Origin of the sequence: Haladaptatus litoreus (assembly GCF_900156425.1) — an archaeon.
GTDB classification, from domain to species: domain Archaea; phylum Halobacteriota; class Halobacteria; order Halobacteriales; family Haladaptataceae; genus Haladaptatus; species Haladaptatus litoreus.
This window is the reverse complement of record NZ_FTNO01000003.1, coordinates 117,138-140,353: the sequence shown is the minus strand read 5'-3', so window position 1 is coordinate 140,353 and position 23,216 is coordinate 117,138. Positions and strand designations below refer to the sequence as shown.

Here is a 23,216-nt window from a genome sequence, read left to right as displayed (position 1 = left end):
ATGCGTTGAATGAACACAGTTGTGTTCACTAGTTGTGTTAATTTGTGAATACTAACTCCGTACGCCACATTTTGCGAATTGTCTCGGGAATTGACTCCGAGGCACTTGTCTTAATTATCTGTAGAATACCTGTGCGCAAGCAATTGGTTATCGATAGCTCGGCTTAACCAGGGAGACCGAATGGCTTGAAAATCAGTTCCAAGGTGGTTGCTGGCTGTGAAGAGCGTTCTGTATAGAGTTCTGAACAAACGGTGCACTAGACTGCTGACCATCCGTATCGGAAGAATCGGAAATGGCCCACTTCCGTTTATTATGTCGGCCAGAATAGACACGAGCATGATTCACGATGCTCGCGTCCTGCAACCCCAGTTCATCCCCGACGAAGTTGAGCATCGCAACCCGGAGGTCAACGCGCTCTCAAACACGCTCAAACCTATCATGGACGGGCAGACCGGAGAAACCTCACTCTTGCTTGGGCCATCTGGCGTGGGGAAAACCTGTATTGCCAACTACACAGTCGAACGGTTGCGCGAGAACGTCCTCGATATCAACACCCAGTACGTCAACTGCTGGCAGGATCACACCCGATTTCAAGTCCTCTATCGCATTCTGGAGGGTATCGACAAGACGGTCGACATTCATCGCCGTTCCACGCCGAAAGACGAATTGCTCGACCGCCTCCAGGGATACGACGGCCCGCAGTTCGTCGTCATCCTCGACGAAGTCGACCAACTTGAAGACAAGAGCGTTCTCTACGACCTCTATCGGACGCGCAACATCTCGATGATTCTTATCGCCAATCGCGAAGAAGAACTGTTCAGCCAGCTCGATGGGCGGTTGACCAGTCGGTTGCAGACCTGTGTGAGAATTCCGTTCGAAAAGTATCATCTCGAGGAACTCGTCGCGATCCTCGAAGCGCGTGCTCGGTGGGGACTTTCGGAACACGCTATTGGAAACGAACAACTAGCCCTGATCGCCGACGCCGCAGTGGGGGATGCACGGGTCGCTATCGGCATTCTCAGAAATGCTGCACGTCGGGCCGACCAAACAAGTACGGATCAAATCACGACCAACATTGTGCGGAAAGCAGTCCCCGATGGTCGCCACGAAGTGCGCCAGAAAACCATCGATCAACTCAACGCTCATCAACGTGCCCTCTACGAGATTTTAGACGAAGAGGGCGAACTCAACCCGGGAGAGCTCTACGAGCTGTATCAGGAGCGTGTTGACGACCCGAAGACCAATCGAACTGTCAGAAACCATCTGCAGAAAATGGAACACTATCGGTTGGTTATCGCCGAAGGCAAGAATCGCGCCCGTACCTACCGACTTCGCTAATCGTTGCTTTCGGAAGGATTGGAAACGACCCTGTCTTGCCTATGTGCTGTCCCAAAGATATAGTAACTCGTGATGATGCGCCACGCTCAACCAGAACTCCCAACTATCGATAGTGGAATCACCCTGCTCGAAACAGACGAGCGAGCGACCGGGGCGTTACAATCGCTCGTGCTCGATCAGATACTTCTCGAAGGTGGCTCGGCTATTTGGATGGACGCCAACGGCCACGGGACGACAGAACAACTTTCTCGGATTGCACCGTCAATGCGCGCTCTCGACCGCATCCGAATCGCGCGTGCGTTCACTCCGTGGCAACACCAGAGTCTCTGCCAGGATCTCGCACCTGAAATCACAGAGGAGACTGCTGTTGCCGTTCTTCCGGCGTTCGACTGGTTCTACCGGTCGGAAGACCTCCCGCGGGGCAACGGTGAGCGGATGCTCACGGCGGCTGTTGATCTCGTCAGCGAGATTGCGGAGACGTACGATATTCCTGTACTCGTGACCCAGCATACAGACGATGAATTGACCGCTCCGATCAGAGAGCGTGCAGACGACGTTATTCGCTGTAAACAGACACCGTACGGGCCACGTTTCACAGGTGACGAGTACGAGACGCTGGTGTATCCGCTCGACAACGGCATGATGCAGACAACGCTCGCGTTCTGGAAGCGCGTGCTTACGACGCGCCATCCAGCGGTTGCTGGCGCAGATTCCCCAACGGAGGTGAGTGTGCATGGGTCGTACTAATCCGACCTATCGGGACGCGCTCCGCGCCATGGAATCGCGGTGGGAAGACTATCGCCGTGCGCTTCGACATGCCGAGCAGGAGGTGTTCGACCGTCTCTTTGAGGATGCACGAGCGCACGCCGACGCAAGCGGGTTGCAGAACCACCAGTTCGTCGAGATTCCGGTGCTCGTCTCAATCTTGCTCGAACAGCAGAAGCACATCGACGACCTCGAAGACCGCCTCGACCACTTGGAGGACGACCTGAATACAGAGGGATGACACAATGGCGTACAAGTTCGACTATCTCGATGGCGAGGTACTGAGATGGTCGCTGACCGAGGTAGGGGCTGAATACACAGTAGACGTGTCGTACACGCCGACCATCTCCGTCTCCACACATGGTGGACCTTCGACTACGACCAGTCAGTGGGCTTACCTTCCCACTTGTTGATGATCGGTTCGCGGAAGTCTGTCCCGAATGCTCGCCGACTGACCGCGACGACGGGGGAAGCCTGGACGCGCTTGAACGTCGATTTCGTCAGCCTCCGGTAGGTGTCGTACACGACCGTCTCGAACGCTTGGGCATCGTACCGTTCGTAGACTGTTCGGCCATGGTTGTCCTCTCCGTACCGTTCAACATCCAGTTCTCCAGCCGTAAATCGTTCGACGAGATCGGATGGACTCCATCTTCGTTCGAGTAAATCTCCGACAATCGGTGCTACAGTCGGATAGTCGAACGGATCGACTTGACTCGAACTGAGCTCCGCCGATGGCCGAATCTCGAACGTTTCCGACGGAATCAGCTTCCTTCCGTGACGTTCGTTGACGTATTTGGCGACGGCGTAGATGTCCATTTTCGACAGGTCACCGAGAAGATTAAGACCTCCCGACATGTCTCCATACAGGGTGACGTAGCCCAGCGCCATCTCAGTCTCGTTTCCGTTCGAGATCAACATCGCGGGAGCGTCCTCTGAAGAGTCGTTCGACACGAGCATCATGAGGAGCCCTCTGACCCGCGCGTATACGTTCTCCTTCGCGGTCGCGCTCTCGACGCTCTCGACGTGCGTTTCGTACACCCGGACGATCTCGTCATATATTGACTGGATTGGCAGAACCTGATACTCGACACCGAAATTGTCCGCGAGTTCTTCGGCGAGGTCCTTCGTGGTCTGGGTGTTGACCGTTGATGGCAGATTGAACGCGATCACGTTCTCCGGTCCAAGCGCGTCGACACAGATCGCCAACCCGAGCGCCGAATCGATGCCACCCGAGACCGGTTCGATCACCTTTTCGAAGCCGGTCTTTCGGACGTAATCGCGAAGCCCCGTGACAAGGGCCTCGTACAATTCCTGCTCTCGGCATTCCCTCACGGGGCTTGAACGAGGGTGAGGGACGTCCAGTGTCGGCTTGGACCCACCGACTGTAACCGTTACTCGATCTTCTTCGAACTGTTCGCCTCTCGCCAGGAACGTTCCGTCGGCTGCGTAGGCCAGGCTGTCGCCGTCGAATATGAGGACGTTCTTCCCTACGTCTGCAACCCCGACCGTGTTCAGATAGAGTACGGGAAGTCCTGTGGCGTTGATGTGTCGCTGGATGAGTTCGTGGCGTTCCTGACGCTTCCCGGTGGCGAACGGAGACGCGTTGATGTTAACGATTACGTCGGCTCCCTCACGGGCCAGTTCGGCGATCGGCTTGCGGTCGTAGCCCTCGTCCCAGAGATCTTCGCACACCGAGACTCCGAGACTGACCGTGCGTCCACCGATCTCGACGTCGATTGGCGCGACCTCCTCGCCTGGTTCAAAATACCGCTCGTCGTCGAAATAGCGGTAGTTGGGAAGCAGAACCTTGTGTACCACTCCTTTGATGCTCCCGTCCTGCAGGACGGCGGCGGCGTTGTACTTTCCCTCGTTGTCCTCGTCGACGAAGCCGACCACGACGACCGTCTCGCCAGTTCGTTCACGGATTCGGTCGAGAGCGATTTGGTTCTCGTTAATGAGCGCATCGTCCTCGACGAGGTCCAGGATACAGTAACCGGTGATCGCCATCTCCGGAAATACGACGATGTCGGCGCCGTCAGCCGTGGCTCGTTCAAGTTCATCGAGGATCTGTTCTGTGTTTCCCTCGATGTCTGCGGTGGTCGGATTGATCTGTGCCAGCGTCGCCGTGATCTCCATAGCGTCGTTTCGTCGGGTAGAGTGTTCACTTCTTCGTTTGGTAAGGGTACTGCTGAATTCACGCCCTCGATACGGCACTGTCACTGATGACTGACGGTTCCAGGAGATTTCAGTAAAATCTGCTTTCAGGAAATTAGATCTGACTTCGACTAATTTACGGACATTCATAGTAGAAGTGTGACACGACCAATAACGAACGCCGCTGCAGAGACATACATTCCGTATTTCAGAAGTGATTGCCCACCGTTGGATCGGTATCGCTCAAATATCCAGCGTAGAGTGTTACGAGAATTGCGGGTGTCACTACAACGAGATACGCGACACCAAACGTGCCGAACACGTATGTAACGGGACTTGCGACCACAGTAACGAGCAGCACCGCTATTGCCATCGCAAGCGCTGGTTGCTCTCCGATTGTGATGGGGAGTGTATTCAGGCCTTCTTCGCGATCGCTTTCGACGTCCTTGATAATCTCTCGAGCAAACGTTGAGAGTGCTGCCAAAAGAAACAGCACGATTACTGGCGTGCTTACCCGACCAACCGCAGCAGCACCAAATAGGAACGTACTCCCGCCAAGGTACGACACGAGGAGGGTGCCAACACCGGGAAATCCTTTGAAGAACTCCGTATGCGTCACGAGTGCAATGAAATTTAGAACTGCAATGGCCGCTCCACCATCGGGAGCATAAACGCGAGTACTGTCCGGGGAGTGACTGCTCCGCGTGGAATCAGTCGCTCTGGATTGTTGACTTGGCCAATATCTCGGTTGAAGTAGTCGTTGATCGTCATTCCTGCACCCGTCGTTAGAATCGCCGTTGCGAACGCTATCCCAACTGCTTCAGTATATATAATGGTGTGTTTTCTGCCTTGTCTGTTCAGATAGGAATAAAATTTGTCTATTCGACGTAATATTTATTAATAATTGTGTATTTTATAGTTTGCAGCAATGAATCTAAAATCAGAACGTCGCACGTTTCTTAAAGGAATCGCGGCAACGACGATCGGCCTCGCAGCAACCACACTAGGAAACGCAGCCGAAGAAGAAACGTATCTCGTGATAACTGGAAGTGACAAGGTCGCTCAGAAACTCGAACAAGCGGGCTATATAGTTCAGAACGAAATTCCCGCTGCGAACCTTCTTATCGTCCGTGGGCCAGCAAATGCTACCTCTGGTATTCAAGATGTTCCCGGTGTCCATGAAGTCACACCAGACCTCGTATACGAAATAGGGACACCATCTGTCGATTCAGTAGAGCCATCAATCGACGCGAAATACACTGATCTCCAGTGGGATAAGCAGATTACAGATGCGTTTGCCGCACACAACATCGCAACTGGAAAGGGAACACGTATCGCTATCGTCGATACGGGAGTCGATCATACACACCCCGATCTTGCGGCCAACGTAAACACGAATCTGGGACGGTCGGTCATCAATGGTGAGTTCGGTTCTGATAGTAGTCCAGTCCACCCACACGGAACACACGTTGCTGGTATTACTGCGGCAACCGGTGCACAAGGTGTGGTTGGAATGGCTCCCGATGCCGAACTCGTTCCACTTCGTGTCTTCCCAAAGGAAGGGCCACTCATCGAACGCATCAGTGACTGTTTACTGGCAATTGATTATGCCGCGCAAATCGGCGCTGACGCCGTTAACATGAGTCTCGGCTGGGATCCACGCCCACCACGGGAAAATCAGACATCCCAGGGCGTCCGACGCGTTATCTGTGACCGAGTGGTTAAAAGTGCCCGCCGTCGCGGAACAACGGTCGTCGTTTCTGCCGGTAACGAAGAGACTGATCTTCAACATGGCGGCTACCGCGACATGTGGACGAGTCTCGAGAGTACGCTCGGTGTAAGTGCAACAGCTCCGAATGATGAACTCGCATTTTATTCAAACTACGGTCTCGGCGATATTGATGTCGGGGCACCGGGTGGAGGGTATGAGACTCTCGAAAAGACACTCGCGAACGATACAGAGTGGCCGAATCCAACGAACCGTATCCTGTCGACGGTACCGGACAATTCATATGACTACTATGTCGGCACTTCGATGGCGTCGCCACAGGTTGCGGGATTAGTTGGTCTCGTCTGCGAACTGTCGCCCTCCTTGAAGTCGAACCAAGTTGAGGGAGTCATCAAACAGAATGCCGAGGTAAGTAACGGCCGAAGTGATCCCGAACTCGGTGCTGGCCGAATCAACGCCTTGCATACAGTTGAATCTCTTCTGAAGTAGGACGGGATTCCACAGGCAAAGCATACTACATCTCTCAGAGTCAAACTCGAGAGTGGAAGATCGCACGCTCCGCTAAAACGAGTTTCCAGACGCATCCTTCAGAGGACATATACAGATTACAATGTCGTAATAGAGGGGGACCACGAGAGTGCCCTCCTCCGTTTCGCAGAAATAGACGCACTCCACCGTACCCAACCGATTACTCCCACCATGGTTCACCGCCAAGGCGGTGTGACTCTCGTGTGGTGGTGCCGCCAAGATGGGGGTTCGTCGAACCCCCGTGATTACGGCGCTCTAATCAGCGCCCTCCGTTTCGTTCCGCGTTGGCTTCGTGGGCGCGCATCCACCCGGCTAGGTCGGGATGCGCGAACGTGATCTCAATGTGATGTCCGCCGACGCCCATTGCGTCGTCAACACACAACGTCCGTGATTCCTTGTAGGTCACACCGCGCACGCGTTCAGCCATTTCCTCCATCACCCGATAGCCGTCGTTCGTGTACGCACAGCCATAGTGAGTCGCAACCTCCCGATGGCCCGACCGTGCAACCATCATATCGTTCGTTTTGGCAACGTTCTTCGCATGCTCGAGGACATCGAGGTGCTTGTCCTCGACTTACTGGCTTTCGGCTCGCTTCTCACGGATGTTGACGAGCTCAGGATTCTGTTCCGAGCGCTGGACCTGGTTCGAAGCTCTGTAAAATTACTCGCTCGTGACATTGATGGTGTCGTGTCTGACAGAAGACACGGGCACATGGTGTGCCCGCCGTTCCCTCTAATTAGCGGAGTGGTCTGAATGCTGCTTGAACTTCGGACATGAACAGTTCTGGCACTTCCCAGGCCGCAAAGTGCCCACCTTCGTCGAGTTCGTTGTAATAGATGAGGTCGTGATACGCCTGCTCTGTCCAACTCCGCGGGGCTGGATGAATCTCGTCAGGGAAGATGCTCACGGCAGCCGGGATGGAGACGTCGACAGCATCATAGAAGCGGCCTTCTCCTTCGTAAAGCGTATTCCAGTAGAGACGAGCCGAAGAAACTCCCGTGTTCGTCAGCCAGTAGAGCGTGATATTGTCGAGAATGTCGTCTCGTGTGATGGCACCAAACGATTGGCCGTCGAAGAGGCCTGCGATTCGTTTGTAGCTCCGGATGTCGTGGTCAAGCATCCACGCTGCCAGATCGACGGGAGAGTCCGACAATCCGTATAGCGTCTGTGGACGCGTCCCCATTTCGATTGCATAGCCTATGTCCTTCGTAAAGAACTCGTTCAGCCGCTCGTACGCCCGACGTTCATCGTCCGAGAGCTCTGATGGTGCCGGATCGCCGCGCACAAGCGCCTTTGACACGTCGGGTGGAACGGTAGACGGCATATTAGAGTGAATGCCAAGCAATTCCGGCGGTTCCTGCATAGCCATCACGTCGCAGATAGCCGCTCCCCAATCGCCGCCTTGGGCTACAAACTCCGTATATCCCAGTCGCTTCATCAGCTCGACCCAGGCATGCGCGATGCGTCCGGGATCCCAGCCGGTCTTGGTCGGCTTGTCTGAGAACCCGTAGCCCGGCATCGATGGAATCACCAAATGGAACGCGTCCGATGCGTTACCGCCATGTTCCGTGGGATCGGTAAGCGGCTCGATTACCTCCATAAACTCGAGGACCGAGCCAGGCCATCCGTGCGTGGCGATGAGCGGCAATGCCTCTTCGTGTTCTGAACGAACGTGGATGAAATGGATGTTTAGCCCGTCGATCTCGGTCATGAATTGTGGGAGGGCGTTCAGTTTCGCCTCGCATTTGCGCCAATCGTACTCTGTCTCCCAATAGCGTGCGAGTTTTTGAATCGTCTCGAGCTGGACGCCTTGCGATTCATCCGTGACCGGTTCCTCGTCGGGCCACCGCGTGGCAGCGATGCGCCGGCGGAGGTCGTCAAGTTCCTCTTCAGGAACGTCGATGTTGAAGGGTTTAACTTCTATTGCAGTTGACATTATTCTCACTCCTTAGATCGGTGGATGTGGCGGCAGAAGGGTGAGCCATGTCGGCTACAGCCGAATCTCAGCTTTCCCAACTACTGCCATATCTCCGTACCTTTCTTCGCCTGAGGGGAGGCGATGTTTGGTCTGGTTGATGCCACTGCGGACTAGAAGAATGGCTCCTGAGGATCGGCAATGTAATTGATTGGTTTGGTATGCCAGTATCTGCCTGTTAGCCATCTGCTTCCCCCTCCCTCTCGAAAGTAAATACGTCATGCAGAGCAATAGATGTAGCTGAAGAATAAATTTCAACTGGGTTATGACATGATTGGTAAGTTGGAGCGAGAAGCGATCTGCAGATACTGAAGTCCATAATCGCATTCTCTGACTGAACATCTGATTCCGTCTGTTCGCCTTCCTCGACAACCCAATCGCTAACATGGAGACCGAGAAGTTAAAAACACACCTCCTCTAGGAGGGTAGTTTAATACCTACAACAGTGTGAATAGGTACCTAATGTCTTCCGAAGAAAACTCCCTTTACACCATCAATGCTGAACACTCGCAGAGAAGCATCGACGATATCGATCTCGAAGACTTCGCCATACAACCAGTCGTAAAGTTCGTGGTCGCATTTCTTATCGGCGGCGTATTCTTTCTCCTTCCAGTTCCATATCAAGGAGAGATTACGGTACCGTTCGATATTGCTGTTAGTTTTCTCACCGAGACATTTCCAACTGCCGTTGGTGTCTATTCGCTGGCGATCATCGTTGCTGGCGGTGTCCTAACGACGTTCGCAATGCTTGGTGATGGTACGTTCGCGGGATATAATCTCTCGTACTTCGAGACATCGAATGTCTTTTGGGGACTTCGACTAGCTGGCCTCGTTCTGGCACCAATTATGTTCTTCAAACTTGGCCCAGAGATACTCCATACACCTGGCACCGGTGGGTTGATGTGGGGATCACTAGTGTATAGCGTGGGAGTGATCATTCCTCTTGGTGCTGTTTTCATTACTATTTTCGTTGCACTCGGCGGTCTCGAGTTCGTCGGAACGCTCGCACGACCAATAATGAAGCCACTGTTCAAAGTACCTGGTCGGGCAGCACTCGACAGCCTGGCCTCGTGGGTTGGCTCCTATAGCGTTGGCCTCTACGTCACTCGGAATGTCTTCGAAAATGGTGGCTATCATAAGCGCGATGTCTTTACGATCGCCACTTGTTTCTCAACCGTCTCGATTGGATTCGTCGGTATTGTCGCTGCGACACTCGAACTCCTCCATTTGTTCCCACTCATCTTTAGTGCATACTTCCTGTGTGTCATCATCACTGCTATCATTCTCGTTCGCCTTCCCCCCATTGCAACAACGCCAGATGAATATATCGCAGAACCGGATCCTGAACTCCCATTTACGGGATCGATCAGCGACTACCTTCGACTCGCAATTAATGAAGCAACTACAAAAGCGAGAGATGGTGATTCGTTCGCACACGCCGCAAAACGTGGGTTTATTGACGGTGTAAAACTCACGGCACTCATCCTCGGAACCATCCTCGCCGTTGGATTGGCCGCGACACTGCTCTCTGCAAACACTCCCGTTTTCGATATTCTCGGCAAACCACTCGTCCCAATCATTGCAGCGCTAGGAATTCCCAACGCAGAGGCTGTTGCGCCCGCTACCATCGTCGGTATCACTGAAATGTACGTTCCGGTACTCCTCGTAACTGAAACAGCGACGAAAGCAAAGTTCTTCGTCGCTGTGCTCGCTGTTTCACAGTTGATTTTCTTCTCGAGCGTTGGTCCAATGATTCTGGACATGTTCAGTGACGTTCCGATTCAACTTCGAGATCTTGTCACTTTGTTCGTCATGCGAACGATGATTCTTGTTCCGCTCATTGCTGGTATGACGCATCTGTTCGCCGCATTTGGGATGCTCTAATATACGACGTTAATCGCTTTCACGGTTCTATTTGGAGGCGAGTTTGGGATCTCTGTCTGTGGTCGTAGTTATTATCGTCGCGGCTATCACTCGCTGCTCGATATTTCCCCTCTGGAATTGCTGACAGTGATTCCACTGTCGGACTCTACTGGCGTACAGGACGTGTTCAAAATCTACGCTTCAACCAAAATAGGATCCGTTCGAAACTCTATGCGAACTTAGACTTCTATGACATCTAAGACAGATATGACGGTACTTCAAATCGACGAATGTACTTTTTGCGTAGGAGAGAACTCAACCGAAGTCGTTTTCCTGCGGATTAGACTTCCTGTTGGAACACTAGCCAAAAAGCGTACCTCAGTATGCTGGGAATCAAGAAGCTAGTAGAACATTGGGGAAGTGATTCAGATGGCTGGACGAATCAAACGCATTGCACGGGGGATTGACAGCATAACAAAAGCGGTTTGGGATGATTCCGGGACATTCGTGAAACTCATTATTTTGGTGATTCTGATAGTGACGGCTGCTGCAATCCCTGTCATCCCGATTGCAATCATTGCCCGGTACATCGCGAACCGGTAACCAGTTGCAGTCCGTTTGCGGTTTTATCCGAGCATCTGTAGAAGTCGATCTATATCACCACGGATTTCTGAGACACAGGCTTCAGTGAATAATTCCAATACTTCACTTCCCGCTTCATTTTATCTGTTGTCATAGAATTCACGAGCTTTCTCCTCTCTGTCGACAGCCTGATGGCGGAAAGAGCAGAAACATAGGCAGTGCCGTTGGTAATTGTCGGACTATCACAGAACCATGTTTCATCTTGCATCCAGTTCCGTGTGACATAGGGGCCAGTGGGGCCATCATCGGGAATCGCGCCTGTTCGTCCGCTATCCCCCCGACCACCGCTTCAGTGAACGGCACCATCTTATCGCTACTTGCAGATACGGTAGGCAAGAAACGCTTTGCACCCACTGTGAGTAGGGTCGCTCCTCCAGTAGCTCGTAGGAATGCACGTCAATTCATTACAACTATGAATATGTTCATAGATCTGTGAAATAACCTTTCCGGCAGACGTGATTCTGTTCAAGTTTGTACATGTACGATGCGCCTCGAGATAGGCTGTGTGGCTTACGTCATCATTGTCGGGTAGTTGTAGTTCATCTCCATCACACTGCGTAAACTCTTCATACCATTGTGTTCTGTCGCCCGCATAGCGAGAATTTTCCAATCATCAGTAAACGAATTCATTCAGAATCGAAGGCCCAGTGGTGTTACTCTGGTCTAGCCAAAAACATATATAGAACAGCATTGCACTAGTGCGAATGGTTAGCAAAGCCGTCTATCTTGGAGCGTCACTCACAGCAGCGAGTAGTGCGCTCGCAGGGAGTGTCGGTGGCAGTGGTGCGCTCGCTCCGTGGGGGATTCTCGGTGGACTCATCGCAGGATGGACCGCAGAGACGGTCTCTGATGGGTTGTTCGATGGGGCACTTGCCGGGGTCTTCGGTGCCATCGCAACCGTGATACTAATGGGAATGTTCAGCGCGGTGAGTACCATTCTTACTGCCGCTCACGTCGGTCTTGCTGTCTTCGTTGGCACGTATACGTCCGCCACCATCGCCGTGATGATCATTCCTACTTTTGTGGTCGAAGGAATCATCGTTGGCCCACTCACCCAGTACGCAAAAACAACGCTCGAATGACTGCTCCAACGGTAGTGGAAAGCTACCCCGTTTCGAAAGATGCTCTTCTCCACCACTGAGGAGCGAAGAATACTGTTCAAGACTAACCACCTTGTAGCCCACCGTTGGTCAGCGGTCACCCATATTGAAAAATTCTCCAGTGCTCTCCTTACAGACGGTCGTATTCGGTCAAGCGCTGGAAGAGAATTCAAACTTCGGAGCAAAAATATAGTCGGGATAAATACCGGGCGGTAACACTCGTAGGAAACCACAGCAGTTGTACTCTCCATGGATTAGCGGAGAACCGGATCTAATCACGGGCGCAAACGACACATTTGTGATCATTAAAATTAAACAAGAACATATGGTTCCTGATATTTCGGTCACACGCCGAACCCTCCTCGCCGGAAGCGGAGTCGCCCTCGGTGGGAGTCTTGTGAGTACTGGACTCCTTGCTCCAGCGTGGCTTCCGGATTCGGTGACGGATATCGCCCTTGAATTGTACCCTGAACCTCCCGGTCATCTCTGGCGACCCGAAATTTCTGCGGAACACGCTGACGAGGCCGTCGAACTGCTCGAAGAAACGGTTGCGCAAGCGAAGACGCTTCAGGAACGTATCGATGTGAACACTCTCCCCGAGGATCTCGCGTTCCACCTCGACAACAGCGACCCCTCCGGCGGTTGGTTGGAGTCCGCAAGGGACGAATCGAATCCCAGAGAACGACTCTTCGCGGCAACGTACGGAATGCAATTCGCTGGCGAAGTTATTGGCTATGCAAAAGTCGTGCTCGACGAAGTGGAACCGGAAGCACTCGTCGACCGTGGCATGCAACTTCGGAAAGAAACTGATGCTGTTCTCGACTCCTTCGCAGACTACGCCGTCTCCAACCCGGCTCGAGATTTCGCGTATCTTTACGCTACCGAACGTCAACTTTCGTTCGCTCGGCTGAATTCACATCGCTCCGGAATACATGCAGGCGGTGTCGCTAGTGCCAACGATTATTCAGACCGCGACGTGGCAAGCACGTGGGGGTCACACATCCAAGCGAAACAGTACCTTCGGAATGCTCGCTACTACCGTGACCTGTATCGCGAAGGGCTCTCCAGCGACGCTAGTTCCTCCATGGCCGTCTTGAACGATGCAGTGACGACGCTCACGAATGCAATCAACGAGTTCCCACGGCGCGATGAGATGCGAACGAAAATCGAAGACGAACTGGAACTCACCCACGAGACACCGTACGGGGCGGCTCGGTGGGAGCTGTTTGCACTCTGTTATGACAACGATTTCCGTTTCGGATTCGACGCAGATGGCTATCGCACTGGGCATACCGTCGTGCGTCTGGTCGAAGTTGCACGAGCATTACTCGCCCGAAAAGCGCATGCGTTCACGCTGTCGGAACTCGACGTGTCGCCCGACGACTCCGAGTACGACTCTGGGCACGCATTCCGCGAGAAACGCCGTGCCGTCAGGACGTTTCGCTCAGTTCGGAACAAATACGATTCACCGTTTGCAGGAGTCCTCGCGCAAACGGCATCGGACCGAATCCGAGCAGGTGATATCGGCGTTGGAGACTACGAAGACGACATACCGGGCTGGCGAGAGCGGGTAGAGGCAACGACGTACTACCTCGTCGGCACTGGACAGATGCGCGAACTTGGCGACGTTCTTGGCATCGTACTTGATGGGTGGCACACGGCATCATTGGACTGACTATTTGAATTGACCGAAACGTTGCGGAGATTGCTGGTCGCTTCGTGCTTTCACCAATCACTCGTCATCTATCGAAACGCAATCGAGCAGAATTCTCATCCGAGCCTTCGAGTTTGGTAGTGGTTTTCCAACGGTGTCGACGTGCTACTCTTTGTGTCGGCCGAAGCTGAATCATCGACGTCAACCGCGACGGGTTGGCGAACGAGATTACCCCATTCTGTCCACGACCCAGCGTAGTTCGTGACATCCCAGCCAAGCAATTCGTGAAGTGCAAACCACGTAAGTGTGCAAATCCGAGTCAACGAGGGGTTTAATCAGGATAGACACCTGTAGAGTACTATGAGCAAGCAGACACTGTGCGTCTACTGTCGATTGTGAATGTGGTATTCCATTGATGGCATATCATACACGTGAGAAGTTAAAACCGCGTGGGGCGCAACATACAGTTCATATACGCTCGACGCATATCATGACCGATCACAACCATCGCGATAGTTCCGAGCAACAAGACGATCACGCCAATCAAACGACGCATCACGTCACTTTCGATCCCAAAATAGACTCAGTGAGTGGAACCCTTATCAGCACTGTCGCCACACTGAACGACGTCGAGCCGACCGAATTAGCGATTCTCTCAAACTCCGTGGACCCAGAAGCTCTCGATGCTCTATTTGAATCCCGTCATGGCGAGACGCCCCGAAATACCAACAGACGGGTTCGATTTCAATACGAAGACTATACTGTTCGTGTCCAGGATGGCGGTGCTATCACCCTCTCTCATCCCACCGACTTCAGCACTAATTGACATAGATTAGGGGAAGTATTTGAGATGAACTGGACCACTTATCTGCCATAGCAAGGTGAACAAGAGACGGATTCGTCAGAACATTCAATCGTTTCCATTTCAGTGAGGGCCCCGGTGACGAGCAGCAAGAAGGCTAGTTTGGAGAGCAGCTTACTTCCACGTGCAGGTGAACGATAAAGTGAAATATATCGCAACATATCTGATACTCGTCAGAAGGGGGCGCGACCGATACAGAGGATGCATCCAGCAGATTGTCAGGGAAAATCGACCGCTGCAATATAAACTATCGAACGATTTCTGCGCTCAGATGTCGCCGTTGATGATGTCTGCGACGCGCTGACGGTCGAACAGCTGGTACTCCTCAGGGACCTCGGGGTACGCTTGCGGGTCGAACTCCCCGAACTGCTCCGGATAGAGTAGCTGGCCCGTGAGTTCCGTCTGGAAGAGGTTCGCAATCGGCCCCTGTTCGGGGTACGGTCCCGGGTATACGTTCCCTTGCTGGACGGCGGTCAGTTGACTCCCAACCGGATCTTCTTCCATCGGTGCGACGAACTGTTCATCGAACGCCTCGGGATCGAAGTGGTTGGCATCAGTGTTGATGATCTCCCACTGGACGACGATTACCCCCGGATCGACTTCGAGGAGTTTCTCGTAGTCGATAGTGCCTCCGTATACCCCGTCGTCGAGTTTAGCGAATTCATCTTCGACGCCGAGATCCTGATACGTCTTCATCTCGTAGCCGGAATCGGAGATATTAAGGGGGTAGAACTTTCCCTTCGCAGGCTCCGACCCGCCGTTGATGAGACCAACTGTGGCCGGTTCGACGCCGTTCAGTCGGTCATCGAGTTCCGCTTGCATCTCGGCGTGTACGTCCAGAAATCCCTCGACGCGTTCTTCCTCTTCGAATACCTCGCCGAGCTTCTCGAAGGCCTCCAACATCGACGGGACCCTCTCCGGGTAGTCGAGTTCTTTCTGCCACTCGTTCGTGACCCGCCGGTTGTAGCAGCAAAAGAAGGGGCCGACGTTCGACTCGATCTCCTCAATGTCAGATTCGTTCCAGTTGCTGTCCCACTGCATCACTAAGTTCGGATCGAGGAGGTGTAAGTCCGCATCACGCTCATAGAACATCTCTTTCGAGTAACCGCCGTCCTGCCACAACCACGGCCAATCGGTGTCAACCTCGATACCGAGGGCGTCATAATATATCTGGGTGCGAGCACCCGGCGTTCGGCACCCGTCCGCTTGGCCGAGCGCAATCGCCATATCCGCCCACGCATCGTTCGACGTTGACGTCCACGTCTCGGGGACTTCTTCGAATTCGACTTCTCCGACGGGGAACATCTCGACCGTGTTGCTCCCATCTTCTGTCGAGGTATCCGCCTCTTCAATCGTCGTTTCGTCGGTCGAGGTGTCGGTCTCAGGACTGTCACCCGTGCAACCGGCGAGCAGGCCGCCACCGATGACTGTCCCGCCGTACTTCATGTAGTCTCTGCGCGTCGGTGTCTCGTGGCCGCTGGAATCGTCCGACATACGTTTTAGGCTCGCCTAAATAGTTAAAAGCATTCCGAAATTTAGGCCTACCAAAATCTATCAGCGAGGCGAACCGCATCACGGACGCATCGGCAGGCCACTCTCAGGCGATTCTAATCTGTGGAAAGAACGTTTCGTTTAACAAGGCGGAACGCGATGGCTCACCTCGGGATGGAGCGATTGTGACACCGCCACGACTCACCGTGAGAGGAGCGTATTAGTGCAGATGATGCTCACGGCGTTTCGGGAGTCGAGATTCTCTGCCGGCGACGGCTGACCGGTATTCCTCGTGCTGAGAATCCCTACCATTTAAGATGAACTCGATTTCATACAGTCAACTCGTAAAAGAGGGGTCACCGAAATCACTATATGAGCAAATCCTCATATGAGAATGTATTCAGATGAAGAACGAGCCTCCGACGGAACCGGCGACCGATCCTCAACAGTCAGTCGAGTGTGGCTGCTGTAGTACGGGACAACTACTTTCAGAAGACGACATACGAAAAGACGTTACGCTTCTCTCGGCGACAGCAAATTACACCCGATACGAAGCTCTTCGACGTATCGCCGCAAGTACTAACGGAGTCTGTGTTTGCGAACTCGCACCGACGCTCGGCGTCAGCCAGAGCGCCGTCAGCCATGCGCTTTCTCGCCTGCATACGGACGGACTCGTTACTCGGCGGAAAGACGGACGATGGCGATACTACGAAGCGACAGCGCAAGCCGAAACACTGCTGAGCGCACTCGATACGATTCGACAGATGGACCATGAGTAACACAAGCAACTCCAAAAACGATGATGCTGAGACGATAGACGCAGAAACACGACGACGAGCGGTTCGAGAGCGATACGCGAGCATCGCAACCGACGACACCGGTTGTTGTGACGATTCGCTCGCGTGCTGTGACGACACCGCACTCGACGACCGGGCAGAACAGCTCGGCTACACGGCCGACGAGAGGGATTCCGTTTCCTCCGGTGCCAACCTCGGACTCGGATGTGGGAATCCGAACGCAATTGCATCGCTCGACACCGAAGAAACGGTGCTCGACCTCGGTTCCGGCGGCGGATTCGATTGCTTCCTCGCCGCCGACGAAGTCGGACCGGACGGGCGCGTTATCGGTGTCGATATGACTCCAGAAATGGTCGAACGGGCACGAACCAACGTCGAGAAAAACGACGTGGACAACGTCGAGTTCCGACTGGGTGAAATCGAGCACCTCCCGGTCGCGGATGACAGCGCCGATGTCGTTATCTCGAACTGCGTTATCAATCTCTCGCCGGATAAGCCGCAGGTTTTTCAGGAAGCGTATCGCGTTCTGCGTCCAGATGGCCGCCTCGCGATTTCCGACATCGTGATGACCGCCCCACTCCCTGCCGACGCTCGAAACGACCTCGACTCACTCACAGGATGTGTCGCTGGAGCCACGACGATCGAATCGCTTCGAACGATGCTCGACGATGCGGGATTCGAGGATATCCATATCGAGCCAAAGGAAGAAAGCGACCAGTTCATTCGAGAATGGGACGACAGTCACGATGTGAGCGAGTACGTCGTTTCCGCAACCATCGAAGGGCACAAGCCGGCGCGGTGAAAAATCGGTACTACAGCAGCAAAGCATGGGCGCAGACGAACATATACAATTGGTTCCGGCAACCGAACAGCATCTCGACTACATCCGTACCCTACTCTCCGAGTACGGTCTACCGACGCAGGACATCGCCGAACAAAAAGACAGCCTGTACATTTTCACCGCCGATTCCGCCCGAGTCGGTGTCGGCGGACTCGAACGATACGGCGATGCTGCTTTGCTCCGCTCGATTGCGGTCGAACCCGCAAAGCGAGGAAATGGATTCGGGCGAACGCTGTGTCAACAACTGTTCGCCCGAGCGACTGCGGACGATGTGACACGAGTTTATCTACTCACGACGACTGCCGAGGCGTTTTTCGAAGACCTCGGCTTCCACGAAATCCAACGAGACGATGTCCCACCACAAATTCGACAAACCGGAGAGTTTCAGGAGTTCTGCCCCTCGACGGCGACGTGTATGACAAAACAGCTGGAGTAACGTCAATCCGTCACCCTACCGTCGAACTAATTCACGGAACGGATAGCGCGCCTTCGAGACGCGACTATGAGCCTATCGACTTCGCTGAAATCCGACGAACAGAACTCACTGGTGTCGAATACTATTTTTAGCGCTTTTGCCCGTAGCAACCTCGACTGCCGGTGAACAAACGCTTTTGCCCCCCTCCACAAATGATACCATATGTCGAGGCAAGAGTATGAGTCCCTAAAGCAGGGACTGTTCGAAACCATCGAGGCCGAGCGCGACCGGTTGAAGACGGTCGCCCGAGACATCTGGGAAAATCCAGAGGTCGCGCTACAGGAATCCGCGTCGAGTGAGCGGCTTCAGTCAATTTTACGAGAGGAAGGGTTCGAGGTAACAACCGGGGTTGGTGGTATCGAAACTGCCTTTATTGCTCGGTACGGGCAAGAGAACCCAGTTGTGGGGACGATGGGCGAATTTGACGCCCTTCCGGGGATGAGCCAACAGGCGAAAGCCGAGCGCGAACCAGTCGAGGCCGGGGCTCCCGGCCACGGTTGCGGGCACAACCTTTTCGGCGTCGGCAGTCTCGGCGCAGCCATCGCAGTCAAGGACGCTATCGAGCGGAATGAACTGTCTGGGTCAGTCGTCTTTTTCGGTACACCAGCCGAAGAGGCCGGTGGCGGCAAGGTGTATATGGTTCGCGACGGTGCCTTCGACGACGTGGACGCGGTCGTCTCCTGGCATCCGGGATGGTATAATGCACCCGGAAAAGGGTCGTGTCTCGCAGTCGATGCGTTCGATTTCACCTTCCACGGAGAAACGTCCCACGCCGCGGCCTCGCCCGAATCCGGTCGGTCAGCGCTCGATGCGGTGCAACTTTTGAACACCGGTGTCGAGTACATGCGTGAACACGTGTCCGACGCCGCGCGCATCCACTACGTCATCCAGAACGGTGGCTCGGCGGCGAACGTCGTCCCCGGCGAAGCGAGCGTAGAGTATCTCGTGCGCGCTCCCGAGCGCGAGGAGGTCGAGCGAATCTCCGAATGGGTTCGTGACATCGCCGACGCCGCCGCTCAGATGACTCGAACTGACCTCAACGCGACGAAGACTTCCGGAATGTACGGCGTCTTGCCGAATCATACCATCGCCGACGCAATCCGCGAGAACATGGAACACGCCGATTTTCCGCTTGACGACGAACAGGCCGAATTCGCGGCCGAACTCCGCGAAACGCTCGGTGACGGAGAGGGTGCCATCCAACAGATTCCCGAACCAAACCGTGATATTGCCCGCGAGGAAGCAATATTCTCACAACCCATCGACGCACTCGATGAGGGGCAAACCGGCTCCTATTCTACGGACTCGGGCGACGTCTCGTGGAACGTCCCGCTCGGTCGGTTCAGGGCCGCAACGTGGCCCGTCGGGACTCCTGCTCACTCGTGGCAAGCTGTGGCGGCCGGGGAGAGTCTGGGAACCGCAGGAATGGAGTTCGCCTCGAAGACGATTGCGGCGACACTCGCGGATTTGCTCGAAGACGCAGAACTCCGGCAGCAGGCCCGGATGGAGTTCGAGGAGCGATTAGCCGGGCACGAATACGAGAGTCCGCTTCCTGAGGGGGCAGACCCCTATGAACTCGTAAAGCGCTAAGTATCGCTAAATCGCTACGTATACCTACTCGACTCGCATCTCCCGCACTGCACAATAGAACCGCTCTTTCGCTACTTGTACGGCATTGATGCCGTCGCTTGCTACTCCCCATTTCCAGACTTCACGCGCGTGTACCACCACGCCCAGAGGATGAGCACAACTTGGAACGGGAGACGCACCCATAGCGCAACCCGAGCGATGCCGCTGGCCCAGTCAGGCACTCCGTCCGGTAGTATCTCGTTTCTCGCCATGTGAACGTTCGCCGGAAAGACGGCGACCAAAAGTGCGATGAGTCCCCACGCGGACTGACGGCGTGTTCGCTGGAACAGCACACCGATTCCGAGGACGATCTCGGCAAGACCGGAGAGATAGACGAGGAAAACCGGTCGAGGAAACTGTGGCGGAATGATGCGCGTGTAAACCTTCGGAGCAACGAAATGGAGCACCCCAGCGACGACGTAGACGAGGCTCATCACGTAGAGAAGTGGACGCTTGAGCCGACCGAGGGTATTGTCAGTGGTATCACTCATACCATGTGTAGGGAATCGTGGATAAAAACAGTACCTCATCCGCAGACGAAACATCTGCCCCCAGTGAGACGTTGGATCACGATTTTACTAACCGAGCTTCACCCTCTCGGCCAGCGATTCGTTCGACTCAGCGAACCTCTTTATCAGGATTCTTTCGTGTCGTCTTCGCTGACTGTGATAACCGGAACGGGGGCAGACCTGACCGTCTTTTCCGCAACACTGCCAAACAGAATTCGATCCGTTCCACGCCGACCCGTGGTTCCCATCACGACAGCGTCGATGTCGTTCGATTCGATATAGTTGAGTATCTCCTCGAACGGCGACCCGTGGGAAACGTGGGAAACGGTGTTTGTGACCCCATGTGACTTCGCCTCGGAGAGAAGATCGTCAACGGCGTTGTTCGCGACCTGTTCGCCGCTCACCTCGGAGGCCGTATTGCGAACGTCGAATCCGAGCGAAGTCTCGTCCACTACTGAAAGCGCGTGAACGGTTGCATCGAGAACCGCCGCGAATGAGAGGCCGTGCCGAACGGCGTGAGTCGCACTGCGACTCCCGTCTGTAGGAATCAGAATATCTTCGTACGGGAAGTCGAGTCGTTCGTCAGGCTGTATCCGTGCCGTTAGTACCGGCACTGAAGAAAGGCGGACGACTTTTTCGGTCACACTCCCGATGAGGTAGCGAGAAACACCCGTGCGGCCGTGTGTCGGCATGACAATCAAGTCATGACCGTATCGTTCGGCATAGTTGGCAATCGATGGTGCTGGATTGCCTTGGATAACGTCGGTTTTGTACCTGATGCCACTGTTTTTGAGAGCCTCCGCTGCCTCTTCAACGATGTTTTCGCCTTGGTCTTCCAGTGCATCAACTACCTGCCCTTCGATTGTGACAACGCTGTCGCGAGTCGTGTCCGCCACGAAGAGGACGTGCATAGTCGCATCGGCCCATCGTGCAATCGCACTGCCGTGATGGAGCACGTCTATAGCACCGTCGCTTCCGTCGAATGGGAGAAGGATGTCCTCGTACATGTTTCTTCGAGAACTAAGGGACGGAAGCGCTAATGCGTTTGTATATGTGACTTCTAAGTCATATTCTGCGCCTCGTTTGGGTTCCACCGATGGTTCTTGCAACGGTATGTCCCCCGGTTGGGCCATTCGGAGAGAATCAATCGAGAGCATTCACCCGGTATATCATTACGTTCCGGTTTTCGAACGCGAGTGAGTAGTTCGGCGATTTCACCAACGACCGACGCATCCGCGATGGTTGGACGTGGTCGTCCCGCCGTATCGTGTAGTGACCTTTCGGAACGTACACGTAATCCGGCCGTAGCTGTGCGTTCTGAAGTGACTGTGTAAGACAATCCGCAGTCGTGCAAGCCGACGTCGAGTCGTACAACTCCTTTTGTCGCTCGAACTGGGTACTGCCTTTCCACTCGACACCCCACGGACTCGCAAGGCTTGTCCGGTGAGTCACGAACGGAAATAGTTCCGCGGCGTCGCCGAGCACGACGAACTGTGACGACGGGGCAGTATGGCGCTTTACCCACCCCATGGCGTGTTCGTCGTGTTTATCCATGTACGGCGCAGGAAGGACTGTTTCCATTCGATTTTCGGCTTCAGCGTCACTGTCGCCCGTCGTCAGGACGCCGAAGCCGAGGGTCGAACCGACGACCAGTACGAACAGGAAAAGGGGGATGTATCGTCCCCGGTTGTCGGTTCCTACCTGCTCCCTGACGACCGGAAGACAGACTTTGCAAACGAACACTGCCGCCGCCATTGCCCCTGCGACGTACAGCAGTCGATTTTGGGTGAGGAGATATCCAGTCAGAACCATCCATGCAGGAACGAACAATCGCCGCCGTCGAACCAGAAACAGGACGCCAGCGACCGAGAGGAGGTAGAACGGCCATTGGGTGCTCGACAGTAACGGCCCAACGAACGAATCGAAGAGACGAGCGAATCCACCGCCGAGGCCGTCGTGTGTTCCGGCCGCCGCGGTGAATATGGATAGTCCATGCGTCGATACGACGTGCCACCACCACGGGGACGCCAGTGCGATACCACCTATCGCAACCGATGCACCGAGTCCTAACCCCGTCCACGACCGGTCAAAGAAGCCGACCATGAGGAGGTAGCTCAGGCCGAAGAGCGTCGTATAGACGGGATGGGTGAGCACGGTGAGGGCAAACAGCGCGATTGAGGGGATGAGCCATCGCCGATTCTTTCCTTTGAACGTTCGTATTCCGGTGTACAGGCCAGTGAGAACGAGTAGAAACGCCGCTGCGCGAACGATGCCGCCTGCTGCGAGATGCCACTTGAGAACGACCGGCGTTACGGCGAGCATCACCGTGGCGACACCCGCCTGCGACGGCGATTCGAGAATCTCTTTCGTGAGGTAGTAGTACGGAATCAGATACACGACGGTGAGGAGCCCCGGTAAATATCGCGTGAGTGAAATCGGGTCGATACCGAACGTATCTCGAAGCATAGCAATCACGTAAAACAGCAACGGCGGATATGCGAACGGTACTCCCTCTGCGGTGTAATGTGGAATCGTTTCGGGTAGTCGATAGCCATGTGCGCTAATCTGCTCCGCGATTGCGAGGTACAATCCCGCTCCGTGCGCTGGAAACGGGTATAGCGCGAGATACGCCAAATACACGGCAATGCCGACGGTTACGGCAATCGAAAGCCAAAACGCGTCGCTCTCCATCCCGTCGGCGCTGAAGAACACACGCATTCGGGCCTTGAGAGACATTCGTGTGGTTGATTGCAACGACTGGTATTGTGTCTACTGATGTCCTAATCGTGCCGATATTGGCCTCCGACCGAACCTGTATCTGGTTCTCCCGAAAACGTCGAAAAAATGAGTACCGTTACTACTG

The 23,216-nt window shown here is 54.4% G+C and carries 23 protein-coding genes and 1 pseudogene; 14 read left to right on the top strand and 10 right to left on the bottom strand.

Going from position 1 to position 23,216, the window contains the following annotated elements:
- Positions 1-336: 336 nt before the first annotated feature.
- The 3 genes from BW974_RS15060 (at position 337) to BW974_RS15050 (ending at position 2,344) form a co-directional block, all read left to right on the top strand.
- On the top strand, positions 337-1,338 hold the full coding sequence (locus tag BW974_RS15060) for a Cdc6/Cdc18 family protein (protein WP_076431086.1): 1,002 nt from the start codon (positions 337-339) through the stop codon (positions 1,336-1,338).
- Between the two features lie 72 nt (positions 1,339-1,410).
- Positions 1,411-2,085, top strand: coding sequence for a hypothetical protein (locus tag BW974_RS15055; protein ID WP_076431085.1), 675 nt, complete (start codon positions 1,411-1,413; stop codon positions 2,083-2,085).
- Entirely contained in the window at positions 2,072-2,344 is a 273-nt protein-coding gene (locus BW974_RS15050) for a DUF8156 family protein (protein WP_076431084.1), read from the top strand. The genes BW974_RS15055 and BW974_RS15050 overlap by 14 nt, the downstream gene beginning before the upstream one ends.
- Before the next feature lie 134 nt (positions 2,345-2,478).
- Here BW974_RS15050 and nadE read toward each other — a convergent pair whose 3' ends face one another.
- The 3 genes from nadE to BW974_RS27455 all read right to left on the bottom strand — a co-directional run bounded on the left by nadE (position 2,479) and on the right by BW974_RS27455 (position 5,028).
- Complete coding sequence (gene nadE / locus BW974_RS15045; protein ID WP_076431083.1) at positions 2,479-4,239, bottom strand: NAD(+) synthase; 1,761 nt, start codon at positions 4,237-4,239, stop codon at positions 2,479-2,481.
- Positions 4,240-4,465: 226 nt separating this feature from the next.
- On the bottom strand, positions 4,466-4,876 hold the full coding sequence (locus BW974_RS27460) for a UbiA family prenyltransferase (protein WP_076431082.1): 411 nt from the start codon (positions 4,874-4,876) through the stop codon (positions 4,466-4,468).
- 14 nt (positions 4,877-4,890) lie between these two features.
- Complete coding sequence (locus BW974_RS27455) at positions 4,891-5,028, bottom strand: hypothetical protein (RefSeq protein WP_281247700.1); 138 nt, start codon at positions 5,026-5,028, stop codon at positions 4,891-4,893.
- Between the two features lie 157 nt (positions 5,029-5,185).
- Between BW974_RS27455 and BW974_RS15030 the strand changes: the two genes are divergently transcribed.
- Positions 5,186-6,475 carry a S8 family peptidase gene (locus BW974_RS15030; RefSeq protein ID WP_076431081.1) on the top strand — a complete coding sequence of 430 codons (1,290 nt, stop codon included), beginning with the start codon at positions 5,186-5,188 and terminating at the stop codon, positions 6,473-6,475.
- A gap of 298 nt (positions 6,476-6,773) precedes the next feature.
- Here the strand turns inward: BW974_RS15030 and BW974_RS15025 are convergent, their stop codons facing one another.
- Entirely contained in the window at positions 6,774-7,028 is a 255-nt protein-coding gene (locus BW974_RS15025; RefSeq protein ID WP_245800119.1) for a hypothetical protein, read from the bottom strand.
- 27 nt (positions 7,029-7,055) lie between these two features.
- Between BW974_RS15025 and BW974_RS25735 the strand changes: the two genes are divergently transcribed.
- Positions 7,056-7,268: a hypothetical protein gene (locus tag BW974_RS25735; RefSeq protein ID WP_175609702.1), complete on the top strand. Its 213-nt coding sequence runs from the start codon at positions 7,056-7,058 to the stop codon at positions 7,266-7,268.
- Here BW974_RS25735 and BW974_RS15020 read toward each other — a convergent pair.
- Entirely contained in the window at positions 7,252-8,451 is a 1,200-nt protein-coding gene (locus BW974_RS15020; RefSeq protein WP_076431080.1) for an epoxide hydrolase family protein, read from the bottom strand. The two genes, BW974_RS25735 and BW974_RS15020, sit on opposite strands and share 17 nt — an antisense overlap.
- Positions 8,452-8,952: 501 nt before the next feature.
- Between BW974_RS15020 and BW974_RS15010 the strand changes: the two genes are divergently transcribed.
- The 4 genes from BW974_RS15010 to BW974_RS15000 all read left to right on the top strand — a co-directional run bounded on the left by BW974_RS15010 (position 8,953) and on the right by BW974_RS15000 (position 13,770).
- Positions 8,953-10,374, top strand: coding sequence for a YjiH family protein (locus BW974_RS15010; RefSeq protein ID WP_076431078.1), 1,422 nt, complete (start codon positions 8,953-8,955; stop codon positions 10,372-10,374).
- Positions 10,375-10,782: 408 nt separating this feature from the next.
- Positions 10,783-10,956 carry a hypothetical protein gene (locus BW974_RS25730; RefSeq protein WP_175609707.1) on the top strand — a complete coding sequence of 58 codons (174 nt, stop codon included), beginning with the start codon at positions 10,783-10,785 and terminating at the stop codon, positions 10,954-10,956.
- Between the two features lie 743 nt (positions 10,957-11,699).
- Entirely contained in the window at positions 11,700-12,077 is a 378-nt protein-coding gene (locus tag BW974_RS15005) for a DUF5518 domain-containing protein (protein ID WP_076431077.1), read from the top strand.
- Between the two features lie 343 nt (positions 12,078-12,420).
- Positions 12,421-13,770, top strand: a complete 1,350-nt coding sequence (locus BW974_RS15000) for a transcriptional initiation protein Tat (protein WP_076431076.1) — start codon at positions 12,421-12,423, stop codon at positions 13,768-13,770.
- 95 nt (positions 13,771-13,865) lie between these two features.
- Here BW974_RS15000 and BW974_RS26545 read toward each other — a convergent pair.
- Positions 13,866-14,057: pseudogene (locus tag BW974_RS26545) on the bottom strand (hypothetical protein); the annotation flags it as partial.
- 182 nt (positions 14,058-14,239) lie between these two features.
- Between BW974_RS26545 and BW974_RS14990 the strand changes: the two are divergent.
- Positions 14,240-14,575, top strand: a complete 336-nt coding sequence (locus BW974_RS14990; RefSeq protein WP_084186310.1) for a DdfA family disk-determining factor — start codon at positions 14,240-14,242, stop codon at positions 14,573-14,575.
- Positions 14,576-14,878: 303 nt separating this feature from the next.
- Here BW974_RS14990 and BW974_RS14985 read toward each other — a convergent pair whose 3' ends face one another.
- Positions 14,879-16,105 carry a substrate-binding domain-containing protein gene (locus tag BW974_RS14985; RefSeq protein ID WP_076431075.1) on the bottom strand — a complete coding sequence of 409 codons (1,227 nt, stop codon included), beginning with the start codon at positions 16,103-16,105 and terminating at the stop codon, positions 14,879-14,881.
- Between the two features lie 401 nt (positions 16,106-16,506).
- On the opposite strand from BW974_RS14985, the gene BW974_RS14980 reads away from it, so the two are divergent.
- The 4 genes from BW974_RS14980 to BW974_RS14965 all read left to right on the top strand — a co-directional run bounded on the left by BW974_RS14980 (position 16,507) and on the right by BW974_RS14965 (position 19,805).
- On the top strand, positions 16,507-16,881 hold the full coding sequence (locus BW974_RS14980) for an ArsR/SmtB family transcription factor (RefSeq protein WP_076431074.1): 375 nt from the start codon (positions 16,507-16,509) through the stop codon (positions 16,879-16,881).
- A complete protein-coding gene (locus BW974_RS14975; protein ID WP_076431073.1) occupies positions 16,874-17,701 on the top strand; it encodes an arsenite methyltransferase in 828 nt (275 codons plus the stop codon). The genes BW974_RS14980 and BW974_RS14975 overlap by 8 nt, the downstream gene beginning before the upstream one ends.
- A 25-nt stretch (positions 17,702-17,726) precedes the next feature.
- Complete coding sequence (arsN2, locus tag BW974_RS14970) at positions 17,727-18,176, top strand: arsenic resistance N-acetyltransferase ArsN2 (RefSeq protein WP_076431072.1); 450 nt, start codon at positions 17,727-17,729, stop codon at positions 18,174-18,176.
- Positions 18,177-18,377: 201 nt separating this feature from the next.
- Positions 18,378-19,805: an amidohydrolase gene (locus tag BW974_RS14965; protein WP_076431071.1), complete on the top strand. Its 1,428-nt coding sequence runs from the start codon at positions 18,378-18,380 to the stop codon at positions 19,803-19,805.
- A gap of 101 nt (positions 19,806-19,906) precedes the next feature.
- Here BW974_RS14965 and BW974_RS14960 read toward each other — a convergent pair whose 3' ends face one another.
- The 3 genes from BW974_RS14960 to BW974_RS14950 all read right to left on the bottom strand — a co-directional run bounded on the left by BW974_RS14960 (position 19,907) and on the right by BW974_RS14950 (position 23,089).
- Positions 19,907-20,335 carry a DoxX family protein gene (locus BW974_RS14960; protein WP_076431070.1) on the bottom strand — a complete coding sequence of 143 codons (429 nt, stop codon included), beginning with the start codon at positions 20,333-20,335 and terminating at the stop codon, positions 19,907-19,909.
- A 143-nt stretch (positions 20,336-20,478) separates the two neighbouring features.
- Entirely contained in the window at positions 20,479-21,360 is an 882-nt protein-coding gene (locus BW974_RS14955) for a universal stress protein (protein ID WP_076431069.1), read from the bottom strand.
- Positions 21,361-21,496: 136 nt separating this feature from the next.
- A complete protein-coding gene (locus BW974_RS14950; protein ID WP_076431068.1) occupies positions 21,497-23,089 on the bottom strand; it encodes a glycosyltransferase family protein in 1,593 nt (530 codons plus the stop codon).
- Positions 23,090-23,216: the final 127 nt, after the last annotated feature.